The sequence below is a fragment of the Miltoncostaea oceani genome (assembly GCF_018141545.1).
In the GTDB taxonomy this organism is placed as follows: domain Bacteria; phylum Actinomycetota; class Thermoleophilia; order Miltoncostaeales; family Miltoncostaeaceae; genus Miltoncostaea; species Miltoncostaea oceani.
On sequence record NZ_CP064356.1, the window covers coordinates 1,904,517 to 1,925,885 of the forward strand.

The following is a 21,369-nucleotide window of genomic DNA, read 5'->3' on the forward strand; positions in this document are numbered from 1 at the left end:
GTGCCCCGGGGCAAGCGGCCGCCGAGCACGCCGGCCCTGAAGGTGCGCGAGATGCGGCGCGGCGACGTGCCGCAGGTCCTCGTGATCGAGGCCTCCAGCTCGGCGACCCCATGGACGCGGGCGATGTTCCTGTCGGAGCTGGGGCGCCCCGGCACGATCGACCTCGTCGCGGACCGCGGCGGCGACGTCCTCGGCTACATCATGGTGTCGCGGTACGCCGACGTCTGGCACATCCTCAACGTCGTGGTGCGGCAGGCCCACCGTGGTCAGGGGATCGGCGGGCAGCTCCTGGAGGAGCTGTTCCTCCGCGCCGCCGGCAAACCACACCTGGGGTTCACCCTCGAGGTGCGGGTCTCGAACGCGGGGGCGATCCACCTCTACCGCCGCAAGGGCTTCGTCGATCACGGCATCCGTCCCGGCTACTACTCGGACAACGGCGAGGACGCGTTGATCATGTGGCGCGGCGGCGGCCCGGAGGACACGTTCTGATGGGCGGCCCGATCCTCGCGATCGAGACCTCGTGCGACGAGACCGCCGCGGCGGTCGTCGACGGGCGCCGGATCCTCTCGAACGTCATCGCCTCGCAGGCGGAGCTGCACTCCCCGTACGGGGGCGTGGTGCCGGAGGTGGCGGCGCGCCACCACCTGGGGACCGTCAACGGCGTCATCGACGCCGCGCTCGACGGCGCGGGCCTGGAGCTCGGCGACGTCGACGCGATCGCGGTCACGCAGCGGCCCGGCCTGATCGGCGCGCTGCTGATCGGCGTCGCGACGGCGAAGGCGATCGCGTACGCGGCGGGAAAGCCACTGGTGATGGTCGACCATCTCCACGGGCACATCGCGGCGTCCTGGCTCGAGCCGGTCGCGCTCGACCCGCCGTTCGTGAGCCTCATCGCCTCCGGCGGGCACACGCGCCTCGACCTGGTCACCGACCTGCGCGCGCCGCAGCCCCTGGGGCAGACGATCGACGACGCCGCCGGGGAGGCGATCGACAAGGGCGCGCGCCTGCTCGGGCTCGGCTACCCGGGCGGGCCCGCCCTGGAGCGCCTCGCGGCGACGGGGTCCCGGACCGCCCACGAGTTCCCCGTCGGCCTGCGCGGCGGCGCCGTGAGGGACTTCTCGTTCGCCGGGGTGAAGACGGCGCTGCTCTACGCCGTCCGGGCCCGCGGCGACGGCCCGTTGCCGGAGGGCGAGCGCGCCGACCTCGCCGCGTCCTACCAGGAGGCCGTGGTCCGGCCGCTGGCGGACCGCCTGATCGCCGCGGCGCGGGAGCAGGGCGTGCCGGCGGTCGCCCTCGGCGGCGGCGTCGCCGCCAACGGGCGGCTGCGCGAGCTGGTGGCGGAGGGCGCGGAGCGGGCGGGGCTGCGGGTCGCCGTGCCCGACCGATCGCTGTGCACCGACAACGCCGCCATGATCGGGGCCGCCGCCCAGTTCACCGACGCGGTGCCGTGGCCGGACTTCCTCGGCCTCGACGCCGTCGCGTCGGCGCCGCCGGGGGGGATCGCGGCGTGAGGCCGCGCCGCCGCCGCATCGCGCTCGTCGCCGCGGGGGCCGCCGTCCTCGTGGCGCCCGCCGCCGCGGCCGCCCACGTGACGCCCGCCCCGCTCGTCCTGCCGGGCGCCGACGCCCTCGCCGCACGCGACTCGGCCCTCGCCGCCGCCGCCGCCTGGCGGGGGACGCTCGAGGCGTTCCGCGCCCCGCAGCTCCCGACCCCCGGCGACAGCGAGTCGGTGATCCTGATGCTCGCCGACCCCCCGGCCGTCGCCGCCGACGCCGGCGACCGCGCCGCCGCCGCCGCGGCCGTCACCGCCGGGCAGGACGAGGTCATCCCGGTGCTCGAGAGCCTCGGGGCGACGGTGACGTTCCGCTACCGGGTGCTGGTCAACGCGATCGGCGTCCGCCTCCCCGCGGGGCGCCTCGAGGCGCTCGCCGCCCTCCCCGAGGTGACCGCCGTCGTCCCCGTCGGCTTCCTCGCCCCGGCCCAGGCGGCCGGCCCCGGGGAGCCCTCGCCGCTCCCGGGCGCCAATTGGCGTCGACCGGATGCGCCAATCGACACCGGAGCCGACGGACCGGCCCACATCGCCCTCATCGACGCCGGCGTCGACACCTCCCACCCCTGGCTGGGAGGGGGCCTCGGCCCGACGTTCCCCGTCATCGGGGGCTGGGACCTCGTGGACGGCGACCCCGACCCGTCCCCGGACCCCGCCGACCCTGCGGGCGAGGCGCACGGCACCCAGATGGCGAGCCTGGTGCTCCGCTCCGCGGCGCTCGAGGGCCTCGGACCCGCCGACCGCCCGCGGCTGCTCGCCTACCGCGTCGTCGCGCGCGAGCCCGTCGGCGGGCGCCTGCGCCCCCTGGCCCGCACCGACCGCGTCCTCGCCGCCCTGGAGCACGCCGTCGACCCCGACGGCGACGGCGACCCCTCCGACACCGCCGAGGTGATCCTGCTCGGCCTCGCCGCCGGGTTCGAGGGGACGGGCGCCGACCCCGTCGCCGCGGCGCTCGCGGCCGCCGACCGTGCCGGGGCGACGGTCGTCGCACCCGCGGGCAACGACGGCCCCACCTTCACCCGCCCGGGCTCGGTCGGCGGCCCCGCCGCCGGGCCGACGGTGATCGCCGTCGGCGGCGTCTCGGAGCCCGTCGCGCCCCGCACCGCCCACCTCGACGCACGCCTCGGCCCCGCCGCCGCGCGGCTCGGCCCCCTGCCGCTGATGGGCGCGCCCTCCCGCGGCGACCCCCTCCCGGTCGCCGTCCTCCGCGACGACGCCGGCGTCTCCCAGGGCGGCGCGCCCGAGGACTTCCGCACCCCCGAGGGGGTGAGCCGCGTCACGGGCGCCCTGGTGGTCGTCAGCCGCGGCGACGCGCCGATCGGCGAGACCGCGGCCCGCGCCGCGGAGGCGGGGGCCGCGGCCCTCGCCCTGTGGGACGAGGACGGCGCCGGCGCCTTCCCCGCGATCCCCGGCACCTCCGGCATGCCGATCCCCGTCGTCGGCCTCGGGGCGGCCCAGGGGACCGCGCTCGTCCGCCTCGCGGGCACGACGCCCGACGTGCGGGTCAGCGTCGCGGAGACCCCGCCCGCCGCCGCGGCGCCGGCCGTCGCGTCGTTCTCGTCGTGGGGACCGACGATCGACGGACGTCAGAAGCCCGACCTCGTCGCCCCCGCGGTCGACCGCCCCGCCGCCTGGCCGGGCCGCGGCCCCGACGGTGGCCCCCAGACGGCGCCGCTGACGGGGACGAGCGCCGCCGCCGCGCAGACGGCGGCCATCGCCCTGCGCGTGCGCATCGACCGCCCCGAGCTGGGGCCGCGCGCCGTCCACTCGCTGATGGTGCAGGCCGGCCGCCCGCTCGCGGGGGTCCCCGCCGCCCGCCAGGGGGCCGGCGTCGCCGCACTGCCGACCGGTGGCGCGCTGCGCACCGAACCGGCGATCGTGACCTCCGTCCGCCGCGGCGGCGACTGGACGGCGGAGCTGACCCTGACCGACCTCGCCGGCGGCGGGGGTCCGTACACGGTGCTGTTCGCCGGCGCGGCGGGGGAGACCGTCGTCGCGCGCGACGTCGCCCTGCCGCCGTCGGGGCGCCGGGCGCTCGCGGCGGCCCTGCCGGGCGGCACCGGCCACCTGGTGGTCCGCGACGGCGAGGGGCACCTCCTCGCCCGCACCCCGGTGCTGCCGCTGCGGCCCGCCGGCGCCGCCCCCGACGCCCTCGGCGTCCCCGAGGTCCGCGCCGACGCGGGCCTGGCCGAGGTCCGCGTGACCCTCGGCCTGCTGCGGCGCGCCGACGGCCGGGTGCGCAGCGTCCGCCTCAGCGGGGTGCGCCTCGCCCTCGTCCCGGCAGGTGGCGGCGCGCCGCTGCCGGTCGCCGGCGCCGGGCAGCGGGCGTCGTGGCCCGCCGGCACCTACCGCTTCCTCGTCGCCCGGCGGCTCGCGTCGGGCCTCGACGCCCCCGCCGGCCGGTACCGCCTGCGGGTGACGGCCACGTCGCCCGACGGCGCCGTCCTGCGCCGCACGAGCGCCCCCTTCCCGCTGGGCTGACCCCCAACGGCGGGCGCCGTGGTCAGCCGCCGGTCACGTCGCGCACTTGCGGATGCATACTCCGGGGCCGTAGATTGACCAAGATGTCACAAAGTCGTCGCGAGGGAACCCCGAATGGCCACTGATCGGCTCACCCTCGGCGTCGCCGCCCGGCTCTCCCGGTATCTCCAGGTGCTGACCCAGGCCAAGAAGATGGGGAAGAGCAGCATCTCCTCCCAGGCGATCTCCGAGTACACGAACGTCAACCCGACGCAGATCCGGCGCGACCTCTCCGGCTTCGGGAAGTTCGGCAAGCGGGGGGTGGGATACGACATCGACTCGCTGATCGAGCAGATCCGCAAGATCCTGCGGACCTCGGGGCAGCACAACATCGGCCTGTTCGGCGCGGGCAACCTCGGTCAGGCGATCGCCACGTCCGGCGTCTTCGCCGACCACGGCTTCCGCATCTCCGCGATCTTCGACGTCGACCCGGACCGCGTCGGGACGATGGTCGCCGACATGCCGGTCCGCCACTACCGCGACCTCCAGGAGGTCGTGAGCGGCGACGGGATCATGGTCGGGGTGCTGGCCGTGCCCGGCTCCGCCGCGCAGGAGGTCGCCGACGACCTCGTCGCCGCGGGCGTGAAGATCATCTTCAACTACTCGGACGCGCTGCTGACGGTGCCGTCCGACGTGACGGTCCACACCTCCAGCCCGGCCGTCGAGCTGCTCTACGCGCTCTACTTCTACCTGTCGTGACCCCGCCCGGCGGGCCGGCCCAGCGGCTGGCGCTCGTCTCCCTCGTCGTGCGCGACTACGACGCGGCGATCGCGTTCTTCACCGCCGCCCTCGGGTTCACCCTCGTCGAGGACACGCCCCTCGATGACGGGAAGCGCTGGGTCGTCGTGTCGCCCGGGGACGGGTCGGCGGGGATCCTGCTGGCGCGTGCGTCGGGCCCCGCCCAGGAGGCGCGCGTCGGCGACCAGACCGGCGGCCGGGTCGCCCTGTTCCTCGACACCGACGACTTCGCCGCCAGCCACGCCCGCATGACCGCCGAGGGCCCCCGCCACGAGGCGTACGGCACCGTCGCCGTCTTCGAGGACCTGATGGGCAACCGCTGGGACCTGGTCGAGCGCACCTCCTGAGGGCGCGGTCGGCCGCCGGTCGGGATCGACCGGGCCGTTGCTATGCTCGCCGCGGATGGGAGACGGCCACGCCCCTGGCGGCATCCTGACCGGTGCCCGCGAGCGCTTCGACGGCTCGACCGACTTCACCGTCGGACTCGAGGAGGAGTACCAGCTCCTCGATCCCGCCACCCTCGCACTCACGAACCGCTTCGAGGAGATGATCCCGGCGGCTCCGGACGAGCTGCGCCCGCGTCTGGCGGGTGAGCTGATCGCGAGCGAGATCGAGTTCCGCACCGGCCGCAACGCGACGTTCGCCGACGCGGCCCGCGAGCTGGTGGAGGGCCGCCTCGCGACGCTCGCCGTCGCCGATCGCCTGGGCATCGCCCTCGGCGTCGCCGGCGTGCACCCGTTCAGCCCGTGGACGGAGCAGCGCATCATCGACACGCCGCACTACCGGCGGGTCGAGGAGGAGCTCGGCTACATCGCCTGGACCAACAACACGTGGTCGATCCACCTGCACGTGGGCGTCCGCGGCGCCGACCGGGCCGTCGCCGTCACCACCGCGCTGCGCAGCGTCCTGCCGGAGCTGCTCGCCCTCTCGGCGAACAGCGCCGTGTTCGAGGGCCGCGCGACGCGCCTGCACTCGACGCGGATGCAGGTGTTCACCAAGAGCTTCCCGCGCTGCGGGGTGCCCGACGCCTACGGATCGTGGGACGAGTACGCCGACTTCGTCGACCTGCTCGAGCGTACCGGCTCGATCGTGGAGAGCACGCAGATCTGGTGGAGCGTCCGGCCGCACCACAGCTTCGGCACCGTCGAGATCCGCATCTGCGACGGGCAGACGGAGATGGGCGACGCGCTCGCCGTCGCCGCCCTCGCCATGGCCTGCGTCGCGGCGTTCGCACGCGACCACGACGCCGGCCGGCCCCTTCCCGCGCACCCGCGCGGGTTGATCGACGAGAACATCTGGCGCGCCCAGCGCCACGGACTGGAGGGTGGCTTGATCGACCTCGACCGGGGCCTCGTACGTCCCACCACCGCGGCGATCGGGGAGCTGCTCGCGTGGTCGGCCCCCGTCCACGAGCCGCTCGGCCTCACCCCGTTCCTCGCCGGCGTGGACCGCATGCTGGGGGAGGGCAACGGCGCGATGCGCCAGCAGGCCCGCCTCGCCGCCCACGGCGGCGACGTGACCGCCCTCCAGGCGGAGATCGTCGACCGCACCCGCCGGTCCGCCGACGAGGCCCTGGCGCTGACCGGGGCGGCGGCGGCATGAGCGAGCCCGGAGCACCCCCCGGACCGCCGGAGCCCGACGCGCCGCGCGAGCCCACCGGCGCCGACCTCGCCGCCGCGCTCGCCGAGCGCCTCGCGCACACGCCCGTCCGCGACGTGCTGCTGCAGGCGATGGCGACGTTCATCGACATGGCCGGCATCCGCCTCGGCATGGGCCCCGCCGGCGACGCGCCGCGCGACCTGACCCAGGCCCGCCAGTCCATCGAGGCGCTCCGCGCGCTGCTCGGCGTGGCCGAGCGCGAGCTGGGGGCCGCCCAGGTGCGCCCGTTCAAGGAGCCCCTCGCGGTCCTCCAGATGGCGTACGCCCGCGCGGTCGAGCAGGGCCCGCCCGGGGACGGCCCGGCCGAGCCCGGTGGGGACGGACCCGACGCCGGTCCGCCGCCGCCGCCACCCCGGCCGCCGGCACCGGACCCGGCCCAGCGCCTGTGGGTCCCGCCGGGCACGCCGCGGGGAGGCGCACCCGGCTGACGCCGTCCGGAACGGTGTGGTAGAAAACCCCGCTGGCCGTGCGGCCTCTCGGGGGTCGCGGGGCTGTCAGACCCGGAGCGCTCTGCCCTGATCGGGCGTCCGTGCGCGCTCGGCCCATCCCGATCTCGGAGGGTGCGACTTGGCCGACTTCCTGTCGGACAACACAACCTGGCTCGCCGTGGTGCTCGGCCTGGTGGCCGTCGCCTACGGCATCGGGTTGACGTTCTACCTGCTCAAGAAGCCCACCGGTGACGACCGCATGCGCGAGATCGCGGCGGCCGTCCAGGAGGGTGCTCAGGCGTACCTGACGCGGCAGTACACCATCATCGCCGGTGTCGCCGCCGTCCTCTTCGTCGTCATCGGCTTCCTCGGCGAGACGGTCGATTCGTCGCTGCTCGGCTGGAAGGCCGCGATCGGCTTCCTGATCGGCGCGGTGGCGTCCGCCGCCGCCGGCTTCATCGGCATGAACGTGTCGGTGCGGACCAACGTGCGGACCGCCGAGGCCGCCAAGGGCGGCCTCTCGCCGGCCCTCGGCGTCGCCTTCAAGGGCGGCGCCGTCACCGGCCTGCTCGTCGTCGGCCTCGGCCTCCTGTCGGTCGCCGGCTACTTCCTGATCCTCGGCGAGACCGGCGAGGACGTCCTCCCGCTCGTCGGCCTGGCCTTCGGGTCGAGCCTCATCAGCGTCTTCGCCCGTCTGGGCGGCGGCATCTTCACGAAGGGTGCCGACGTCGGCGCCGACCTCGTCGGCAAGGTCGAGGCGGGCATCCCGGAGGACGACCCGCGCAACCCGGCCGTCATCGCGGACAACGTCGGCGACAACGTCGGCGACTGCGCCGGCATGGCCGCCGACCTGTTCGAGACGTACGCGGTCACCACGGTGGCCGTCATGTTCCTCGGCTCCCTGTTCCTCGCCGACTTCGCGAACGCGCTCGTCTACCCGCTCGCCCTCGGCGGCGTGTCGATCATCGCGTCGATCGTCGGCACCTGGTTCGTCCGCGTCGGGCCGAACGGCTCCGTCACGGCGGCCCTCTACACCGGCCTCGCGGTCGCGGCCGTCCTGGCCGTCGCCGGCTTCCTGCCCGTCACCTACTGGCTGATGGACGGCGCCGAGGTGGTGCCGGGTGCGGGTGAGTGGCTCGACTACTTCTGGTGCGCGGTCATCGGCATCGGCGTCACGATCGCGCTCGTCGCGATCACCGAGTACTTCACCGGCACGGCGTGGCCGCCGGTGAAGAAGATCGCGAAGGCGTCCGAGACGGGCGACGCGACGAACATCATCGCGGGCCTCGCCGTCGGCCTGAAGGCGACCGCGGCCCCGATCGTCGTCATCGGCCTGGCGATCGCCGGCTCCTACGAGCTCGGCGACTTCTACGGCATCGGCGTCGCCGTCATGGCGATGCTCTCGATGGCGGGCGTGGTCGTGGCGCTCGACGCCTTCGGCCCGATCACCGACAACGCGGGTGGCATCGCCGAGATGGCCGAGCTGCCCGAGAGCGTCCGCGCGGTCACCGACCCGCTCGACGCCGTCGGCAACACCACGAAGGCCGTCACGAAGGGCTACGCCATCGGCTCCGCCGGCCTCGCGGCCGTCGTCCTCTTCGTCTCGTACGTCGAGGAGCTCGGTGCGGTGGTGAGCGACGACACGTTCGTGAACTTCAGCCTGATCAACCCGTACGTCGTGATCGGCCTGTTCATCGGCGGCATGATGCCGTTCCTGTTCGCGGCCTTCTCCATGGAGGCCGTCGGCAAGGCCGGCGGGCAGGTGGTCGAGGAGGTGCGGCGCCAGTTCCGCGAGCACCCCGGGATCATGGAGGGCACGGAACGCCCCGACTACGCCCGCTGCGTGCGCATCGTGACCGCGTCGGCCCAGCGCGAGATGCTGCTGCCCGCCGCGATCCCGATCGTGTTCCCGATCGTCACGGCGTTCATCTTCGGCGTGAACAACGGCCGCGAGATGCTCGGCGGCCTACTGCTCGGCGTCATCGTCACCGGCATCTTCGTGGCGATCTCCATGACCTCCGGCGGAGGCGCGTGGGACAACGCCAAGAAGATGATCGAGGACGGGCACCACGGCGGTAAGGGATCCATCGCCCACAAGGCGGCGGTGACCGGCGACACGGTCGGCGACCCCTACAAGGACACCGCCGGCCCGGCCGTCAACCCGATGATCAAGGTGGCGAACATCGTCGCCCTGCTGATCATCCCCTTCCTCGACTGAGCCCCGGCTGACGAGGTGAGGTTCGCGAGGGCGCCGTCCGACCGGCGCCCTCGCTGTTTCGGGCGGGACCGCGGCCGAAGGGGGAGACGGCCGCGGTCTCCCGGTCGGACCCCGCTACCAGTCGGCCCCCGTGATGGTCTCGTCGGCGGGGGAGATCGCCGCGACCTCCAGCGGCAGCCCGGCCCGCGTGAGCAGGCGCCGCGCCTCGCCGATGCGGGCCTCGTGCGTGGAGGGGGTCGCGACGAGCACCACCCGCGGCTCGATCCCCGTGAGGACGAGGGCCCGGAGCCGGCGCACCGTCTCGCTGCGCACGAGGGTCTCGGGGAGCTCGACCTCGAAGCAGATCGGCCTGCGCTCGGCGCCGCGGTCGCAGTGGACGTCGGCGGGCCGGCCCGCCATCGGGGGCGGCTCGGTGAACTCGGGGCTCGCGGTGGCGAGGACCCTCCACGGGGTCCGCGAGGCCAGATCACGCGCCAGAGCCGCGACGCCCGCGTCGTGCTGGGCGAGTCTGCTCTGGAAGTCCTCGAGCCAGGCGTCGTAGGTGTCCATCGGAACCCCGGTGGCGAAAAGTGCCTGTTCGCCAGCGGACGCTACCGTGGCCCTCGGACGGACCCCCTGTTACGTTCGTCACGACGCGGTGTCAGACCCCCTCGGTGGAGGCGGATGCCCGACTCGAACCGGCCCGACGACTTCGACCCCGACCGCTGGGACGCGGCGTTCATCATCGCCCGGGACGGGCCGCGCGAGTTGGAGGAGGGCGTCTACCGGCGGACCCTCGCGTCGCGCAACGACGGCTGGCTCGCCCGTGGCGGGCTGCTCCGCCTCCACGCCGATCACCTGTCGTTCGCGCCGAGCCCGATGGAGCGCCTGCTCTTCGCGCGGGCCCTGCGGATAGACTTCGCGGAGATCACGGCCGTCGAGCGCCTTCCTCCCCGGGACGGCGAGGTCCTGCCCGGTGGGGTCGCTCCGCGGATGCGGCTCCGGACGCAGTCGCGCACCTACGACTTCGTCTTCCCCGTCGGCCTGGACGACTGGATGGCCTCGGTGAAGGAGCGACGTCAGATATGGGACAACCGCCAGCGATTCCTCTGAGGGCGTGCTCCTGATGGGCGAGCCCAACCGCCGGCTGCCCCGGCTCCCGAACGCCGACAAGCCCCGGCCCGACGAGTCGGTCCTGAAGCAGGGCGGGGCGGACCTGCAGAACGGCTGGCTGTCGCGGCACGGCAACCTGACGGTCACCGACGACCGCATCGTGTTCGTCCCGACGATCCTCGACACGATCCTCCGCGCGAAGCGCCGTGAGATCCCCCTCGACGGGATCACCGAGATCGAGCGCTGGCCGAACGCGCCGGGCGGCATGGCCCCTGGTGGGCGGCGCCCGCGGATGCTCATCCACACGCCGGAGTGCGTCTACGAGTTCATGGTCGGCGACCTCGACTCGTGGATCGACAGCCTCGAGCGGGTCTACCAGCGCCGGGTCGCCCAGGGGAAGCCCCACAGCCCGAAGTTCACGCGCGAGGGCTACGTGAACCTGCTGCTCAACGACGAGTAGGCGCGCCCCGCGGGGCGCGGTGGGCTAAACTCCCGATCCACCACCAGTTTTTCGGGGGTTCGCGCTGATCACGATCTCAGAGAAGAGCCGCTCCGCGGTGCTCGCGCTGACCGAGTTGGCGCAGCGCGGGTCGAACGGGCCGGTGCCGATCCTCGAGGTCGCCGAGGCCCGGTCGATCCCCCTGCACTTCCTGGAGCAGCTGTTCGCCGGCCTGCGCCGTGCGGGTGTGCTGCAGAGCCAGCGGGGGGTGAAGGGCGGCTACTCGTTCGGGCGGCCGCCGTCGGAGGTGACGATCCTCGAGGTCGTCGAGACGGTCGACGGCCGCATCACGCCGCCGGGTGCGTCGGGGCAGGCCCACGGCACCGAGTTCGTGTGGGTCGAGGCCCAGCGGGTCCTGGCGGAGCTCCTGGAGGGCCTCACCATCGCCGACATGGTCGAGCGCGAGGCGCGCCTCCAGGACGCCCCCATGTTCCACATCTAGCCGGAAGCGCCGCCGGTCGCCGTGGTCCCGCGCCGGACGGCGGGGGAGGGGTCGACCCTCAGACGAGGCTGGTGACCGCCACGATCGCGGCGGCCCACAGGACGACCGAGAGGGCGATCACCGTCACCCACGCGACGATGCGGGGGACGTCGAGCGATCGCGTCGGGCGGCCCGGCGAGGTGATCTGATCCGTGGTCACGGCTCCTGTTACCCGGATTTGCGGGTGCCGACTCCTCCGGACGGCCGGCCGCTGGAGGGGTCTGCGTCGATTGGCGTCCTTCGTCGACGCCAATCGACGCATACCCGCCGGGGCGCCCTACGCCGCCGACATCTCCTGCGCCGAGGCCACGACCGTGAGCGCTTGGTCGAGCCCGGCCAGGGCCAGCGACCGGAACGCCGGCCCCGTCCCAAGGACCACCCCGAAGGCGTACCGCCCCTCCGCCCGTACGTGGGCGTCGTAGACCTGCCGCATCCCGCTGGAGTCGAGGAAGTCGAGCCCCGAGACGTCGAGGACGAGGGTGTTGGGGCCCGTCGCCTCGATCCCCTCGACCAGTTCGGTGAACGGCGCGACCCCGGCGAGGTCGAACTCCCCCGTGAGGACGAGCGTGACGGCGTCGCCGGCGCGGTCGAGTCGCGCCGACAGCAGCGCTCCCAGGCGCACGTGCGGGGGGTGGGGCACAGGAACCGTCCAGGGGTCGGGGAGAGCCATCCGGGGGGCCGGGGACAGATCGAGTGGGCGAGCGTGGCGGTGGGTGGTGCAGCACCATCCGCCGTCGTGGGGATCCCATCGCGCGACCCCCGGGACGATCAATACTCCGATCGACGCGCGGGGCATCCTCCGATCGGTGGTCCCGCCTCCACACCCTGTGGAGAGGCCGGTGGGCACTTCACCGGGTCGTAACGACCACCGCGGCCGTTAGGCTGCCGGGCGGCCCATCGACCGGAGGAGAGGGATGACCCGCGGCAGCGGATCGGCGACGTACGACGTGCTCGGCATCGGCAACGCCATCGTGGACGTGCTCTCGCACTGCGAGGACGCCTTCCTCGAGGCCGAGGGCCTGGTGAAGGGCTCCATGAACCTCATCGAGGTCGCGCAGTCCACGAGCCTCTACGAGCGGATGGGTCCGGCGGTCGAGATCTCCGGCGGCGCCGCCGCCAACAGCATGGTCGGCGCGGCGTCGTTCGGCAGCCGCGTCGCCTACATCGGCAAGATCCGCGACGACCAGCTCGGCGAGGTCTTCGCCCACGACATCCGCGCGGCCGGCGTCCACTTCGACACGCCGATCGCCACCGACGGGCCCCCGACGGCGCGCAGCCTGATCCTCGTCACGCCGGACGCCCACCGCACCATGTCGACCTACCTGGGCGCCGCCGTCGAGCTCGGCCCCGAGGACATCGACACCGACATGGTCGCCGACTGCGCGATCACGTACCTCGAGGGCTACCTCTGGGACAAGCCGCGGGCGAAGGACGCCTTCCGGGTCGCGATGGCCGCCGCCCACGGCGCCGGCCGCCGCATCTCGCTCACCCTGTCCGATTCGTTCTGCGTCGAGCGGCACCTCGAGGAGTTCCGGGGGCTCGTCGACAACGAGGTCGACCTCCTTTTCGCCAACGAGGAGGAGATCTTCGCGCTCACCGAGACCCGCGACCTCTCCGCCGCCGTCGGCGCGGTGCGGGGCCGCGCCGAGATCGTCGTGATCACGCGCTCCGAGCACGGGTCGATGGTCGTCACCGCCGACGAGACCGTCGAGGTGGCCGCCGCCCCCGTCGAGCGGCTCGTCGACACCACCGGTGCGGGTGACCTCTACGCCGCCGGCTTCCTCCACGGTCTGAGCCACGACCGCCCGCTCGCCGACTGCGCGGCCCTCGGGTCGCTCGCCGCGTCGGAGGTCATCTCCCACCTCGGGGCACGCCCCCAGGTGGACCTCGCCGCGCTCGCCGAGGTGGCGGTGTGAGCGACGCGCCCGGGACCCCTGGTAGGCTCGCGGCCGTGCCGATCGCCGACTCCATCACGGACCTGATCGGGCGCACCCCGTTGGTGCGCCTGGGGCGGATGGCGGAGGGGACGGGGGCGACGATCCTCGGCAAGCTCGAGTCGATGAACCCGGCGGGGTCGGTGAAGGACCGCATCGGCCTGGCGATGATCGAGGCGGCCGAGGCCGATGGGCGCCTCGTCCCGGGGCGCAGTGTGGTGGTGGAGCCGACGTCGGGGAACACGGGGATCGCCCTCGCCTTCGTGTGTGCGGCGAAGGGGTACCGGTGCGTCCTGACGATGCCGGAGACGATGAGCCTGGAGCGGCGGACCCTGTTGCGGGCGTATGGGGCGGAGTTGGTGTTGACGCCGGGTGCGGAGGGGATGCGGGGGGCGATCGCGCGGGCGGAGGAGATCGCGGCGCAGACCGAGGGTGCGTTCGTGCCCCAGCAGTTCCAGAACCCGGCGAACCCGGAGGTCCACCGTCGGACGACGGCGGAGGAGATCTGGGCGGACACCGGTGGTGAGGTGGATGTGCTGGTGGCGGGTGTGGGGACGGGTGGGTCGATCACCGGTGTCGCGGAGGTGCTGCGTGAGCGGCGCCCCGGTTTCCGCGCCGTCGCCGTCGAGCCGGCCGACTCCCCCGTCCTGTCGGGTGGGCAGCCCGGCCCCCACAAGATCCAGGGGATCGGCGCCGGCTTCGTGCCGGGCGTGCTGAACACGTCGGTCTACGACGAGGTCGTCACGGTCCCCACCGACGACGCCTTCGCGACCGCCCGGCGCCTCGCCCGCGAGGAGGGCATCCTGGTCGGCATCAGCGCCGGGGCGAACGTCTGGGCGGCGATCGAGTTGGCCCGGCGGCCGGAGAACGCCGGGAAGACGATCGTTACGTTCCTCTGCGACACGGGTGAGCGCTACCTCAGCACGCCGCTCTTCGACGAGGCGTAGCGCCGCCCGCCACGCGGCGGCCGGAGGCGGGAGATGACGACGAGGGCGACCGGCGAGTCCGAGGGCGAGCCGGGACCCGGCGCGCGCCTGCCGCGGAAGCTCTACGAGTCGGAGCTCGCCCGGCTGCAGATCGAGCTGGTCAAGATGCACGAGTGGGTGAAGCACGCCGGCCTGAAGGTCCTCGTGATCTTCGAGGGGCGCGACGCCGCCGGCAAGGGCGGCGTCATCAAGCGGATCACCGAGAGCCTGTCGCCCCGGGTGTGCCGCGTCGTCGCGCTCACCGCGCCGACGGAGCGCGAACGCACCCAGTGGTACTTCCAGCGGTACGTGGCGCACCTGCCCTCGGCGGGGGAGGTCGTCCTGTTCGACCGCTCCTGGTACAACCGCGCCGGCGTCAAGCGGGTCATGGGCTTCTGCACGGAGGAGGAGTACCGGGAGTTCCTCCGCAGCTGCCCCGACTTCGAGCGGATGTTGATCCGGGCCGGGACCGTCGTCGTGAAGTACTGGTTCTCGGTGAGCGACGGCGAGCAGGAACGCCGCTTCCAGGACCGCATCGACGACCCGACGAAGCGGTGGAAGCTCAGCCCGATGGACCTGGAGTCACGGGAGAACTGGATCGACTACTCGGTGGCGAAGGACGCGATGTTCGCCCACACCGACACGAAGCAGGCCCCGTGGTTCGTGGTGGAGGCGGACGACAAGCGCCGCGCCCGCCTGAACTGCATCTCCCACCTCCTCAGCCAGGTCCCGTACGAGGACCTGACGCCGGAGCCGGTCAGGCTCCCGCCCCGCCGGGACGGACGCGCCTACGTGCGGCCGCCGATGAGCGACCAGACGTTCGTGCCCCACCTGTTCCCCTGAGCCCTGTGGGTCAGGCGCGGCGGATCATCTGGGTGCGCCGCGGCCCGCGCTCCCGGAACCCGAGGGCGGCGAGGAACGCCTGCCCGGGGGTGTCGACCTGCACGAGGGCGGCGAGGTGCGTGCCGCGGGCCTCGCGCACCTGACGGGCGAGGTCGGCGACTAGGAGGCGCCCGACGCCCCGCCGGCGCGCGTCGGGGACGACGCCCATCCAGTTGATCCAGCCCTCCGGGACCATGGCCTGCGCGAAGCCGAGCATGTCGCGTTCGTCCCGGGCGATGCTGAAGGCGTCGAAGCCCTCCGCCTCCTCGTACCCGGTGGGCTGCCCCATCTCCGTGAAGGCGGCGAGGCCCTCCATCGCCATCGCCTCGGCGTTCGTGAACGCCTCCGACCACTCGTTGCGGTACGGCTCGATGGTGACGCCCGCGACGAACGGGGGACGGGGGAGGCCCTCCACCCCGCGGGCCATCACGGCGACGCGGCTGTACGGCTCGAAGCCCTCGCCGGCGAGCATGCCGAGGAGGGGGTCGCCGTCGACGACCTCGACGTCCCACGGCGGGTCGCCGACGCGCTCCAGCAGTTCGCGCAGGGCCTCGGGCCCGTCCGCACGCAGCCCCTCGAGGCGCAACGCACGAGCGGTCGGCGACGGCCCCGGCTGGCAGGAGGCCCCGGCGACGGCGACGCTACTCGAGGTACGCCTCCAGGTCATCGACGCGCACGCCGAGGCCTTCGAGGTGTCGGCGCGCCTCGTCGAGGCGCTGCTCGGTGCCCGAGACCTCCATGACGATCCACCCGGTGGTCTCGCGGACGTCGGCCCGGCGGATGTTGGTGACGACGTCGAACCGCTTGCCGAGCGTGTAGACGATCGGCTCCTGGATGAGCTGCTCGGGGAACGTCAGCTTCAGTCTCCGGCGGGTCAGGTCGGTCTCCGGCGTTGGGGTGGGCGCCTCCGCGCAGGCGCGACCTATACTAACCCGCATGCCACGGCGCTCGCTGGTCGGGTGGCTCTCCGGCGCGAAGCGCTCGCTCCGTCGCGACATCGAGGTCGCACGCGAACGCGACCCGGCCGCCACCTCCCTCACGGAGATCCTCCTCTGCTACCCCGGCCTCCACGCCGTGTGGATGCACCGGGGGGCGCACGCCCTCTACGGGGCGGGCCTGCGGACGCCGGCGCGGCTGGTGAGCCAGGCGTCGCGTTTCCTCACCGGCATCGAGATCCACCCGGGCGCCACGATCGGCCCGGGCTTCTTCATCGACCACGGCATGGGCGTCGTGATCGGTGAGACGACGGAGATCGGCGAGGACGTGACGATCTACCAGGGCGTCACCCTCGGCGGCACCGGCAAGGACGTCGGCAAGCGGCACCCCACCGTCCGGGACGGGGTTATCGTCGGCACCGGGGCGAGCGTGCTCGGGCCCGTCGAGATCGGCGAGGGCGCAAAGGTCGGCGCCGGGTCGATCGTGATCAAGGACGTCCCCGCGAACTCCACCGTCGTCGGCAACCCGGGCCGCGCGGTGATCGTCGACGGCCAGAAGGTGCCGCGCGACCTGCACCACCCCGACATCGACCACACCCGCCTGCCCGACCCCGTCGCCGAGGCGATGGCGTGCCTGGTGCGGAGGGTCACCGAGCTCGAGCAGGACCTCTCCGACCTCCGCGCCGGCCGCGAGCTGACGCCGCGCAACGGCTCCGACGAGGACTGCCTGCCGACGGCCCAGGAGGAGATCTCCACGATCCTCGGCCTCAACCCCGGAGCCGGGATCTAGCAACCCCCGTGCGGGTCCGGCGGCGTGGCGGCCGTCCGGGGGAGGCCGCGGGCCCGGGTCCGCGTCGATTGGCGTCGACCGTCGACGCCAATCGACGCACACCCGGACGCGGGCGGCCGATCCGCGCGGCTCGCGGACCGGGCCGCCGGGGGCGTCAGGCGGTCGGCGTGACGACGACCACCGGGATCTTGCGGGTCGTCTTCTGCTCGTACTCGCCGAACTGCGGGTACGCCGCCACCTGCTCGGCGTAGAGGCGGTCGCGCTCCTCGCCCTTCACCTCGCGGGCCGTCGCACCGACCGTCCGGTCACCGAACTCGAGCTCCACGTCGGGGTTCGCGACGAGGTTGTGGTACCAGTCGGGGTTCTCCGGCTCGCCGGCCTTCGACGCGAAGAGCACGACGTCGTCGCCCTTCGGGAGGTACATGAGCGGGTTCTGCCGCTTCTGTCCCGATTTCGCGCCGACGGTGTGGAGGATCACGAGCGGCGCGTCGCCGAACTGCTCCACCTTGCCCCCGTTGGCGCGGAACTCCTTCATCACCTCGATGTTCCAGTTCTTGAAGTCCATCCCCACGGCTGTCTCCTCGTCCGGCACCGAATGTCGTGGACGCGGCCGGGGCGCTCCGCGGTCGACGCCGAATGGCGTCCGCGGCCAGCGCCGAATGGCGCATCCACCTGGAGCATCGCACCGGAGGCGCCCATGGGACAGGCGCCGACCCGCGAACCGCGACCCGGGGGCCGCGGTCACCGCCGCCGGAGAGTGGCGTCAGCCGGCGTCCGGGGGGTAGAGGGTCATGCCGCCGTCGACGACGAGGGTCGCACCCGTCACGTACGACGCCTGGTCCGACGCCAGCCACGCCGCCGCGCGGGCCACCTCGGCCACGCCGCCGACGCGGGCCATGGGGATCTGGGCCTCGACCGCCCCCCGCAGCTCGGGGTCGTCGAGCATCTCCCGGTTGATGGGGGTCGCGATGGCGCCGGGGGCGACGGCCACCACCCGGATGCCACTCGGCGCGAGCTCCTTCGCGATCGACTCGAGGAAGAGCCTCTGCCCGCCCTTCGACGCCGCATAGTGGGAGAACCCCGTCCACGGCATGCGGTCGTGGACGCTCGTGACGCCGATGATCGTGCCGCCACGCCCCTGCTCCACCATCTGGCGCGCGCCCTCGCGGCAGCAGAGGAACGTGCCGGTGAGGTTGGTGTCGATGACGTCGGTCCAGTCGTCCAGGGTCATGTCCACCAGGCGCACCTCCGCCTCGCGCCCGGCGTTCGCGACGACGAGGTCGACGGCGCCGAGCTCGGCCCGCGCCCGTGCGAACGCCTCCCGCACCTCGTCCTCGCTCCCCACGTCCATCCGCACCGCGACCGCGCGGCGCCCCAGCGCGACGAGGGCGTCCGCCATGCGGTGGGCCGTGTCGGGGTCGCTGCGGTACCCGAACGCCACCCCCGCCCCGTGGGCGGCGATCTCCAGGGCGATGCCCTGGCCGATCCCCGACGTCGCGCCGCTCACGACGGCGGTGCGGCCCTCCAGCAGGCGGGCGTCGGGCGGGTGGACTGTGATCTCGGGATCGCTCATCGCCGTGTCGTTCCCCCGGGTGGGCCGTCGGGAACCTCCGGTAGGATCAGCATGGTGTCCGACCCGCTCGCCGGCCTCAATCCTCCCCAGCGCGAGGCCGTCCTCCACGGGGATGGGCCGCTCCTCGTGCTCGCCGGCGCGGGCAGCGGCAAGACCCGGGTCCTGACCCACCGCGTCGCCCGCCTCATCGGCGAGGTGGGCGTCGCCCCCGAGGCCGTCCTCGCCATCACCTTCACCAACAAGGCGGCGGGGGAGATGCGGGAGCGCATCGGCCAGCTCGTCGGCCCACGGGCCCGCGCCATCTGGGCCTCGACGTTCCACTCGGCGTGCGTGCGCATCCTGCGACGCGAGGCGCCCGCCGCCGGCTACTCCCGTGACTTCTCGATCTACGACGCCGACGACCAGGTGCGCCTCATCCGGCGCTGCCTCGTCGAGGAGGGCATCGACCCGAAGCGCACACCGCCCCGGGCCGTGCAGGCGCGGATCTCCGACGCGAAGAGCCTGCTGCAGGGCCCCGACGAGCTCGAGGCCGGGTCGGAGTCGTTCAACGACGAGGTCGTCGCCCGCATCTACCGCCGGTACGCCGACGCGCTCCGCGCGAACGGCGCGATGGACTTCGACGACCTCCTGATGGTCACCGCCCAGCTGATGGAGGGCGACGAGGCCGTCCGCACCCGCTGGCAGACCCGCTTCCAGCACGTCCTCGTCGACGAGTACCAGGACACCAACCACGCCCAGTACCGGTTGGTGCGGGCCCTCGCCGCACCGCAGCAGAACGTCGTGGCCGTCGGCGACGACGACCAGGGCATCTACTCGTGGCGGGGCGCCGACGTCCGCAACATCCTCGACTTCGAGCGCGACTACCCCAACGCCCACGTCGTCGCGCTCGAGCAGAACTACCGGTCCACCGGCACGATCCTGCGGGCCGCGAACGCCGTCGTCGAGCGCAACCCCCACCGGCACCCGAAGCGGCTCTGGACCGACCTCGGCGACGGCGAGCCCATCTCGGTCGTCTCCTGCCGCGACGAGCACGAGGAGGCCCGCACCGTCGCGGGGGAGATCGACCGCGCCCTCGCCCGCGGCGAGAGCCTCGCCGACGTCGCGGTCTTCTACCGCACCAACGCCCAGAGCCGGTCGATCGAGGACCAGCTCGTCCGCCGCGGGATCGCGTACACCGTCGTCGGCGGCCCCCGGTTCTACGAACGCGCCGAGGTCCGCGACCTGCTCTCGTACCTGCGCGTCGTCGCCAACCCCGCCGACGGGGTGAGCCTCGCCCGCATGCTCGGCGCGCCCAAACGCGGGCTCGGCCCCGGGTGCGTCGCGAAGCTCGAGGCGTTCGCCTCCGCCCACGTGCTGCCGCTCTCCGACGCGATCATGCGTCCCGACGAGGTCGCCGGCCTGCAGCCCGGCCAGCGGGCGACGATTGCCGCCACCGGCTCGCTCGTCGCCGACATCCGCGTCCGCGCCGCGGCGGGGATGCCGCTGGAGCGGATCATCGAGGAGGTCCTCGACCGCTCCGGGCTGCGCGAGTCCCTGCAGCGGGAGGGGACGTTCGAGGCGCAGGGCCGTCTCGAGAACCTCGAGGAGATGGTCCGGGTCGCCGCCGAGTACGAGGCCTCGGAGGAGGACGCGACGCTCGCGGGCTTCCTGGAGGGCATCGCCCTGCAGGCCGACGCCGACCTGGTCGACGACTCCGGCGGCGCCGTCACGCTGATGACGATCCACAACGCGAAGGGCCTCGAGTTCGACACCGTCGTCATCACGGGACTGGAGGAGGGGCTGTTCCCCCATGCGCGCTCCGACACCCCGGAGACGCTCGAGGAGGAGCGGCGTCTCTTCTACGTCGGGTTGACCCGCGCCCGCCGCCACCTGACGCTCACGCATGCCGAGAGCCGGGCGATGCACGGCGGCCGCGACTACCGGCTGCCGTCGCGCTTCCTCGCCGAGCTCCCCGCGGACGCGCTCTCCGAGCCGGAGGGCGGGCGCCGGGCGCGCCCCTCGTTCGCGGGCAGCTGGAGCAGCGCGTCGCGCGGCGCCGGGGTACGCTCCGCGCCGACCCCGCGGGTGTCCCTCGCGACCGGTGACTCGGTGCTGCACGCCACCTTCGGCGAGGGCGTCGTGACCGGCATCGAGGGTGGGGGGGACCTGGTGCGCGTGCGCTTCGCGCAGGACGGAGCGGAGCGCCGGCTGATGGCCGGGGCTGCGCCCATGAGGAAGGTGGACTGAATGGCGGCGACGATCATCGACGGGAAGGCGGCGGCGGCGGAGCTGCGCGCGCGGGTCGCGGAGGGGACCGCGGAGTTCCGCGCCCGGCACGGCCGGGCCCCGGGCCTCGTCGGCATCCAGGTGGGCGACGACCCCGCCTCCGAGCTGTACCAGGCCGGCAAGGCGAAGGCGGCGGACGAGGCGGGGATGATCTCGCGGCGGGTGGTGCTGCCCGCCGAGACGACCCAGGCCGAGCTGGACGCCCTCATCGACGAGCTCAACGCGGACGACACCGTCGACGGGATGCTCGTGCAGCTCCCCGTCCCGGACCAGCTCTCCGAGGTGCTGATCGCGAACCGGATCCACCCCGACAAGGACGTGGACGGGTTCGCCCCGATCAACCTCGGGCGGCTGGTGCGCGGCGAACCGGGCGCCCTGCCGTGCACGCCCGCGGGCGTGATGTGGCTCCTCGACCGGGCCGGCGTGGAGATCGAGGGCGCCCACGCGGTCGTCGTCGGGCGCAGCCTGATCGTCGGCAAGCCGATGGCCCTGCTCCTCACCGCGCGCAGCGCGACGGTGACCGTGGCGCACTCGCGGACGCGGGACCTCCCCGCACTGTGCCGCTCCGCGGATATCCTCGTGGCCGCGGTCGGTCGCCCGGAGATGATCCGCGGGGACTGGATCAAGCCGGGGGCGGCGGTCATCGACGTCGGTATCAACCGTACCGACGCGGGGCTGCGCGGGGACGTGGCGGGCGACGAGGCGGCGGAGGTCGCCGGGTGGCTCACCCCGGTCCCGGGCGGCGTCGGACCGATGACGATCGCCTACCTGCTCGCCAACACGCTCGACGCGGCCCGACGGAGGGCCGGCGAGGACACCGAAACGGGAGATGAGTGACCTG

Annotated in this window: 24 protein-coding genes; 17 read left to right on the top strand and 7 right to left on the bottom strand. The window is 73.8% G+C overall.

The features are described from left to right. From rimI to IU369_RS09745, 8 genes are all read left to right on the top strand, one after another. Entirely contained in the window at positions 1–489 is a 489-nt protein-coding gene (gene rimI / locus IU369_RS09710) for a ribosomal protein S18-alanine N-acetyltransferase (protein WP_217920777.1), read from the top strand. Next, complete coding sequence (gene tsaD / locus IU369_RS09715) at positions 489–1,511, top strand: tRNA (adenosine(37)-N6)-threonylcarbamoyltransferase complex transferase subunit TsaD (protein WP_217920778.1); 1,023 nt, start codon at positions 489–491, stop codon at positions 1,509–1,511. The genes rimI and tsaD overlap by 1 nt, the downstream gene beginning before the upstream one ends. Next, on the top strand, positions 1,508–4,030 hold the full coding sequence (locus IU369_RS09720) for a S8 family serine peptidase (protein ID WP_217920779.1): 2,523 nt from the start codon (positions 1,508–1,510) through the stop codon (positions 4,028–4,030). Before tsaD ends, IU369_RS09720 begins: the two co-directional genes overlap by 4 nt. A 114-nt stretch (positions 4,031–4,144) precedes the next feature. Further along, entirely contained in the window at positions 4,145–4,768 is a 624-nt protein-coding gene (locus IU369_RS09725; protein ID WP_217920780.1) for a redox-sensing transcriptional repressor Rex, read from the top strand. Next, positions 4,765–5,154: a VOC family protein gene (locus IU369_RS09730; protein ID WP_217920781.1), complete on the top strand. Its 390-nt coding sequence runs from the start codon at positions 4,765–4,767 to the stop codon at positions 5,152–5,154. The genes IU369_RS09725 and IU369_RS09730 overlap by 4 nt, the downstream gene beginning before the upstream one ends. 55 nt (positions 5,155–5,209) lie before the next feature. After that, entirely contained in the window at positions 5,210–6,409 is a 1,200-nt protein-coding gene (locus tag IU369_RS09735) for a carboxylate-amine ligase (protein WP_217920782.1), read from the top strand. Beyond that, entirely contained in the window at positions 6,406–6,894 is a 489-nt protein-coding gene (locus tag IU369_RS09740) for a DUF1844 domain-containing protein (RefSeq protein WP_217920783.1), read from the top strand. Before IU369_RS09735 ends, IU369_RS09740 begins: the two co-directional genes overlap by 4 nt. Positions 6,895–7,033: 139 nt before the next feature. Then, entirely contained in the window at positions 7,034–9,112 is a 2,079-nt protein-coding gene (locus IU369_RS09745; protein ID WP_217920784.1) for a sodium-translocating pyrophosphatase, read from the top strand. Positions 9,113–9,226: 114 nt separating this feature from the next. On the opposite strand, the gene IU369_RS09750 is transcribed toward IU369_RS09745, so the two are convergent. Continuing rightward, positions 9,227–9,661 (bottom strand): hypothetical protein, encoded by a 435-nt coding sequence (locus tag IU369_RS09750; RefSeq protein WP_217920785.1) that lies wholly within the window; start codon positions 9,659–9,661, stop codon positions 9,227–9,229. Between the two features lie 114 nt (positions 9,662–9,775). Between IU369_RS09750 and IU369_RS09755 the strand changes: the two genes are divergently transcribed. The 3 genes from IU369_RS09755 to IU369_RS09765 all read left to right on the top strand — a co-directional run bounded on the left by IU369_RS09755 (position 9,776) and on the right by IU369_RS09765 (position 11,145). Beyond that, positions 9,776–10,204, top strand: coding sequence for a hypothetical protein (locus IU369_RS09755; RefSeq protein WP_217920786.1), 429 nt, complete (start codon positions 9,776–9,778; stop codon positions 10,202–10,204). 13 nt (positions 10,205–10,217) lie between these two features. After that, positions 10,218–10,664, top strand: a complete 447-nt coding sequence (locus tag IU369_RS09760; RefSeq protein WP_217920787.1) for a PH domain-containing protein — start codon at positions 10,218–10,220, stop codon at positions 10,662–10,664. A 73-nt stretch (positions 10,665–10,737) separates the two neighbouring features. Further along, positions 10,738–11,145 (top strand): RrF2 family transcriptional regulator, encoded by a 408-nt coding sequence (locus IU369_RS09765; protein WP_281426237.1) that lies wholly within the window; start codon positions 10,738–10,740, stop codon positions 11,143–11,145. Positions 11,146–11,203: 58 nt separating this feature from the next. Here the strand turns inward: IU369_RS09765 and IU369_RS09770 are convergent, their stop codons facing one another. Together IU369_RS09770 and IU369_RS09775 are read right to left on the bottom strand one after the other, a co-directional pair. Further along, complete coding sequence (locus tag IU369_RS09770) at positions 11,204–11,344, bottom strand: hypothetical protein (RefSeq protein ID WP_217920789.1); 141 nt, start codon at positions 11,342–11,344, stop codon at positions 11,204–11,206. Positions 11,345–11,461: 117 nt separating this feature from the next. Then, positions 11,462–11,806: an STAS domain-containing protein gene (locus IU369_RS09775; RefSeq protein WP_217920790.1), complete on the bottom strand. Its 345-nt coding sequence runs from the start codon at positions 11,804–11,806 to the stop codon at positions 11,462–11,464. Positions 11,807–12,098: 292 nt separating this feature from the next. Here IU369_RS09775 and IU369_RS09780 point away from each other — a divergent pair, with 292 nt between their 5' ends. Genes IU369_RS09780 through ppk2 form a run of 3 tightly spaced genes read left to right on the top strand, consistent with a single transcriptional unit; the run spans position 12,099 to position 14,926 of the window. Next, positions 12,099–13,100, top strand: a complete 1,002-nt coding sequence (locus IU369_RS09780) for an adenosine kinase (protein ID WP_217920791.1) — start codon at positions 12,099–12,101, stop codon at positions 13,098–13,100. 35 nt (positions 13,101–13,135) lie between these two features. Then, positions 13,136–14,065, top strand: a complete 930-nt coding sequence (gene cysK / locus IU369_RS09785) for a cysteine synthase A (RefSeq protein WP_217920792.1) — start codon at positions 13,136–13,138, stop codon at positions 14,063–14,065. Positions 14,066–14,098: 33 nt separating this feature from the next. Further along, a complete protein-coding gene (gene ppk2 / locus IU369_RS09790; protein WP_217920793.1) occupies positions 14,099–14,926 on the top strand; it encodes a polyphosphate kinase 2 in 828 nt (275 codons plus the stop codon). Positions 14,927–14,936: 10 nt separating this feature from the next. Here the strand turns inward: ppk2 and IU369_RS09795 are convergent, their stop codons facing one another. Together IU369_RS09795 and IU369_RS09800 are read right to left on the bottom strand one after the other, a co-directional pair. Next, a complete protein-coding gene (locus IU369_RS09795) occupies positions 14,937–15,632 on the bottom strand; it encodes a GNAT family N-acetyltransferase (RefSeq protein WP_217920794.1) in 696 nt (231 codons plus the stop codon). Then, positions 15,607–15,903, bottom strand: a complete 297-nt coding sequence (locus IU369_RS09800) for an NIL domain-containing protein (protein WP_217920795.1) — start codon at positions 15,901–15,903, stop codon at positions 15,607–15,609. The genes IU369_RS09795 and IU369_RS09800 overlap by 26 nt, the downstream gene beginning before the upstream one ends. On the opposite strand from IU369_RS09800, the gene cysE reads away from it, so the two are divergent. After that, the gene (gene cysE, locus IU369_RS09805) at positions 15,902–16,690 is read left to right on the top strand and encodes a serine O-acetyltransferase (protein ID WP_217920796.1); all 789 of its coding nucleotides are present in this window, start codon (positions 15,902–15,904) and stop codon (positions 16,688–16,690) included. The two genes, IU369_RS09800 and cysE, sit on opposite strands and share 2 nt — an antisense overlap. Before the next feature lie 154 nt (positions 16,691–16,844). Here the strand turns inward: cysE and IU369_RS09810 are convergent, their stop codons facing one another. Together IU369_RS09810 and IU369_RS09815 are read right to left on the bottom strand one after the other, a co-directional pair. Next, on the bottom strand, positions 16,845–17,255 hold the full coding sequence (locus IU369_RS09810; protein WP_246551476.1) for a nitroreductase family deazaflavin-dependent oxidoreductase: 411 nt from the start codon (positions 17,253–17,255) through the stop codon (positions 16,845–16,847). 198 nt (positions 17,256–17,453) lie between these two features. Continuing rightward, entirely contained in the window at positions 17,454–18,263 is an 810-nt protein-coding gene (locus IU369_RS09815) for an SDR family oxidoreductase (protein WP_217920798.1), read from the bottom strand. Between the two features lie 51 nt (positions 18,264–18,314). On the opposite strand from IU369_RS09815, the gene IU369_RS09820 reads away from it, so the two are divergent. Together IU369_RS09820 and folD are read left to right on the top strand one after the other, a co-directional pair. Continuing rightward, complete coding sequence (locus IU369_RS09820; RefSeq protein ID WP_425516797.1) at positions 18,315–20,489, top strand: ATP-dependent helicase; 2,175 nt, start codon at positions 18,315–18,317, stop codon at positions 20,487–20,489. Next, positions 20,490–21,365, top strand: a complete 876-nt coding sequence (gene folD / locus IU369_RS09825; protein WP_217920800.1) for a bifunctional methylenetetrahydrofolate dehydrogenase/methenyltetrahydrofolate cyclohydrolase FolD — start codon at positions 20,490–20,492, stop codon at positions 21,363–21,365. It abuts the gene before it with no gap. Positions 21,366–21,369: the final 4 nt, after the last annotated feature.